This is a genomic window from Streptomyces sp. NPDC000878, from assembly GCF_053599695.1.
This window is the reverse complement of sequence record NZ_JBSFMT010000179.1, coordinates 1-2,664: the sequence shown is the minus strand read 5'-3', so window position 1 is coordinate 2,664 and position 2,664 is coordinate 1. Positions and strand designations below refer to the sequence as shown.

Annotated in this window: 2 protein-coding genes; one reads left to right on the top strand and one right to left on the bottom strand. The window is 68.6% G+C overall.

Annotated features, from left to right (window positions below; all coding sequences use genetic code 11):
- Nucleotides 1-613 precede the first annotated feature (613 nt).
- Nucleotides 614-1,642 (top strand): tryptophan--tRNA ligase, encoded by a 1,029-nt coding sequence (gene trpS, locus ACWDR4_RS50010; RefSeq protein WP_450418845.1) that lies wholly within the window; start codon nucleotides 614-616, stop codon nucleotides 1,640-1,642.
- Between the two features lie 20 nt (nucleotides 1,643-1,662).
- Here trpS and proC read toward each other — a convergent pair whose 3' ends face one another.
- Nucleotides 1,663-2,475, bottom strand: a complete 813-nt coding sequence (proC, locus tag ACWDR4_RS50005; RefSeq protein WP_450418844.1) for a pyrroline-5-carboxylate reductase — start codon at nucleotides 2,473-2,475, stop codon at nucleotides 1,663-1,665.
- Nucleotides 2,476-2,664 lie beyond the last annotated feature (189 nt).

The window sequence follows — 2,664 nt, the reverse complement described above, 5'->3', positions numbered from 1 at the left end:
TTCGGTCTTGCGTTTCCGACTCTATCAGACCGTTTTCCGATCCGATTTCCTCGGTGCTTTCCAGGTTTCCGCTTTCGCGTTTCCCTTTCCGGCGACTCCGACTCTATCAGATCCTTTCGGGCCTGATTCCCAGTCAGCGGGGCTTGTCCTCCCGGCCGTTGGGCCGTTCCGACGAGTGAGACTTTAGCGGATTCCCTGCCCCCGAGCTAATCGGGGGGTGCGTCCTTTCGAACGCGGATTCCTCATTTCGCGAATACGCATGCCAATGACACGCCAACGACGCGATGACAGGTCGTCGACCATTGCTTGGTACCTGCGGAATGGCTGTCCGGGGACCGACCGAGGTCGGCGCTCACGTCGGACAACTCGGAGAACACTACGTACGGGCCTGGGGCGTGTCAACTCGCTGTCGGAGGGGACCCCGGCGGCGTATCCTCGGACCCATGACTACGCATACGTGCACCCAGCAGTGGTGGGCCGCCTGACGGCGGCCGTACACACGTATGTACTCAACGGCCGCCGCCTCGGCGGCCGTTCTTGTTTCTCCTCTCTCCAGAGGGGTCGGCCGGCCGGGTGCGGTGGTCTCGACCAGAGATCAGGAGACGGAGAAGAGATGACGCGGGTCTTCAGCGGGGTCAAGCCGACCGGGCATCTGACGTTGGGGAACTACCTGGGGGCCATGCGGCGGTGGGCCGCGGTGGACCAGCACCGGGCGGACTCCCTGTTCTGCATCGTCGATCTGCACGCGCTGACCGTGGACCACGATCCAGCGCGCGTGCGTCGGCTCAGCCGGCAGGCGGCCACACTGCTGCTGGCCTCGGGGCTCGATCCGGAGCTGTGCACCGTCTTCGTACAGAGTCATGTGGACGAGCACACGCGGCTGTCGTACGTGCTGGAGTGCGTCGCCTCCGACGGGGAGATGCGGCGGATGATCCAGTACAAGGAGAAGGCGGCGCGGGAGCGGGCGCGGGGTGGGAGTGTGCGGCTGTCGTTGCTGACGTATCCCGTGCTGATGGCGGCGGACATCCTGGCGTACGGGGCCGACGAGGTGCCCGTCGGGGACGATCAGACGCAGCATGTCGAGCTGACCCGGGATCTGGCCGTGCGGTTCAACCAGCGGTACGGGCATACGTTCGTGGTGCCGCGGGCCACGCGTCCGGGGGTGGGTGCGCGGGTCATGAATCTGCAGGAGCCGACGTCGAAGATGGGGAAGAGCGATGACGTCGGGCCGGGGATCGTCTATCTGCTCGACGAGCCCGACGTGGTCCGGAAGAAGGTCATGCGGGCCGTGACTGACAGCGGGCGGGATGTCGTGTACGACCCGGAGGGGCGGCCCGGGGTCGCGAATCTGCTGGAGATTCTCGCCGCCTGTACGGGTGGGGATCCGGAGGGGTTGGAGGGTGCGTACGCGTCGTACGGGGATCTGAAGCGGGACACCGCGGAGGCCGTGGTCGAGGTTCTTCGGCCTGTGCAGGACCGGCACAGGGAGTTGTGTGCCGATCCCGCGTTCGTGGAGGGGGTGCTGCGGGACGGGGCCGAGAGAGCGCGGGGGCTGGCCCGGCCCACCGTTGATGCCGCTTATCGTGCGATCGGGCTGCTGCCTGCGGCTTCCGGGGCTGTGGTGGGCGCGGGTCCTCGGTAGGCGCGCCGCGTCTGCCGGTGTCAGGTGTTGTTGCCCGAGGCCAGAGCTCGGCTGCGGTCTCGGGCTGCTTCCAGGGCGGCGATCAGGGCGGCTCGTACGCCGTGGTTCTCCAGTTCGCGGATGGCGTTGATCGTGGTGCCCGCGGGGGACGTGACGTTCTCGCGGAGCTTCACCGGGTGTTCGCCGCTGTCGCGGAGCATCACGGCGGCGCCGATCGCGGACTGGACGATCAGGTCGTGGGCCTTGTCGCGGGGCAGGCCGAGCAGGATGCCCGCGTCCGTCATGGCCTCGACCAGGTAGAAGAAGTACGCCGGGCCCGAGCCGGAGAGTGCGGTGCAGGCGTCCTGCTGGGACTCGGGGACGCGGAGCGTCTTGCCTACGGCGCCGAAGATCTCCTCGGTGTGGGCGAGGTGGTCGGCGGTGGCGTGGCTGCCGGCGGAGATGACCGACATGGCCTCGTCGACCAGGGCCGGGGTGTTAGTCATGACTCGGACGACCGGGGTGCCGGTGGTGAGGCGGGCCTCGATGGAGGTGGTGGTGATGCCGGCGGCTCCGCTGATGACCAGGCGGTCGGCGGGGACGTGGGGGGCGAGTTCGTCGAGGAGGGTGCCCATGTCCTGGGGTTTGACCGTGAGGATCAGGGTGTCGGCGGTTTTCGCTGCCTCCGGGTTGGTGACCGGGGTTACTCCGTAGCGGGTGCGGAGTTCTTCGGCTCGTTCCGGGCGGCGGGCGGTGACCAGGAGGTCGGCGGGGGCCCAGCCGGCTCGGATCATTCCGCTGAGCAGGGCTTCGCCGATCTTGCCGGTGCCTAGGACTGCGACTTTCTGGGTCATGGTGCGGTGCCCTCCGGGGGTTGCGTCGTCCGGGGTCATCCTCGCATTGGGGGGTGGGGGGTGGGGTGGGTGTCCGGTGGGCGGGATGTCTGTGGTTTTTTCTCGCCCCCGCCGCCCCTACCCGTCCCATCCCGTTCCGGGGGGGGGGGGGGGCGCCCGGCCCCCCCCCCCCCCCCGCCCCCCCCGGCC